Genomic DNA, 1,679 nt, shown 5'->3' on the forward strand with positions numbered 1-1,679 from the left:
ACAGGTCGAGCGAACTTGGAAAATCAAGGCCGAAGCGGTCGTAGAGCGCGGCCCAGGTCTGGGCGGGAGTGGGCCCGTAAAGCTCGACCGCTGGCCAGGTGTTTTCGCGCTTCATCGAGGCGGAAGGGCGGGTGAAATCGAAGGGGATCGCCGAAATCGGGCCGGTGACCAGCGTGTCGGTGTCGAGAAACAGAAAGGGTTCGTCGGGCAGGGCGGCCAGCGCCTCGATCTTGTTGCCTTGCGGATAGTCCGCGCCGAAGACCCGCGCCCTGAAGGGCAGGATCGTCGCCCCGAGGTCGGTCAGAAGGCCGCGCGCGCGGTCGGACATCCGGGGATCGCCGGGCCATTTGCCGCCGGGCTGGGGTTCGGCGATGAAAAGGGTGCCGTGGAAAGCGGGGTCAGCTTGGCGCAGCGAGGCGGCAAGGAGGATCGCCTCGAACTCCAGACGGCCGGATTGGCCGATGGCGAGGAGGTTCGGGCTCATGCCCTTGGGGTGAAACGGAGCGACAGGCAGGACATGCCGCCGTCCAGCTTGGCGCATTCCGAATTGCCGATCTCGCGCACCGAGAAGCCGGCAGCCGCGATGGCATCGCGGGTGCGTGGGAAACCTTCGGGCAACAGGACCAGATCGTTGAAACGGATCGTGTTGGCGGCGGCTTCTTCGCCATCGGCGACGTCGATGACCGTGTAGCCCGCGAAGCAGCCGGAGGCCGAGAGGCGTTTCGTCGACAGGATCGTGTCCACGTCCAGCAGCGAGCAATCGGTCTTGAAATGCAGGACTCCGGGGGGCGTGTGCACCTCGCGGACCGTGTGGCCCCAGGGGGCGACGAGGGCGGTCAGTTCGGCGATCCCGGCTGCATTGGTGCGGGCCGAGCGGCCGACGAGGATCTCACGCTCGGTCACCAGGATGTCGCCGCCTTCGATGAAGCTTTCCTGGCCGGTGATGCCGACGACCTGGCCGTAAAGCGCGCGCAGATGGGGGGCCATTTCGGCGGCCTCACCCAGACGGGAGGGCGCGCCGGGGCGCATGATGACGGCGCCTTCGGGCAGGCAAAGGGCGGTATCCTCGACAAAGACGCTATCGGGGTAGGCGTCCAGCGCGGAAAGCTCGACCACGGTGGCCCCGGTCTCGCGCAGGGTGGCGACATAGGCGTCGTGATGCGCCTGCATCAGCGCAAGGTCGGGTGTGCCGGTATCCACGGCGCGCAGGCCCGCGGTGATCGACGGCGCGGGGCGGCGGGTGATGGCGTGGGTGAAATGGATGGAAGACGACATCGAAGGGTCCGGGTTGGGTGCGGACTGTGTCGCACCCGAAGGCCAGCTTCGCAAGGGTCCTGAGGCCTGGAGTTGGCCGGTCGGCGCGAGGGGTCACCCGCCGTTCCGCAAGGTCGACGCCGTCACGGTTTGATCCTGTAGCGGTCAGCTTCGGCGAAGACGTCGATCGCCTGCGTGCCGGCCTTGACCCGCGCGCCGTGCAGGGCACCCGCCGGAATGAAGTAGCTGTCACCCGGACGATAAATGCCGGTGACCGTGCCGATGGTCAGCTCGATCTCGCCCGCGACAATCGAGCCCCATTGCGCGCCGTGGGAATGCATCGGCAACTCGACGTCCTTCAGGAAAGTGAAAAAGGCGACCAGACCAGCGTCCGAACGGATGACGGCGGTTTTCAGCACTTCGGG

Annotated in this window: 2 protein-coding genes and 1 pseudogene; all 3 read right to left on the bottom strand. The window is 66.8% G+C overall.

The window, feature by feature from the left end:
- A pseudogene (locus RMO18_RS05535) lies at positions 1–484 on the bottom strand (hypothetical protein); the annotation flags it as partial.
- A complete protein-coding gene (locus tag RMO18_RS05540) occupies positions 481–1,275 on the bottom strand; it encodes an arginine deiminase family protein (protein WP_309664442.1) in 795 nt (264 codons plus the stop codon). The pseudogene RMO18_RS05535 and the gene RMO18_RS05540, both read right to left, overlap by 4 nt.
- Positions 1,276–1,397: 122 nt before the next feature.
- A partial coding sequence (locus RMO18_RS05545) for a cupin domain-containing protein (RefSeq protein ID WP_309664444.1) occupies positions 1,398–1,679 on the bottom strand: 282 nt, incomplete at its 5' end.

The organism is Tabrizicola sp. (genome assembly GCF_031377265.1).
In the GTDB taxonomy this organism is placed as follows: Bacteria; Pseudomonadota; Alphaproteobacteria; order Rhodobacterales; family Rhodobacteraceae; genus JAUYQR01.

Bases quoted from the DNA above. Each gene is read 5' to 3' on its own strand.
- RMO18_RS05540 (WP_309664442.1), bottom strand. From the start codon at position 1,275: ATGTCGTCTTCCATCCATTTCACCCACGCCATCACCCGCCGCCCCGCG.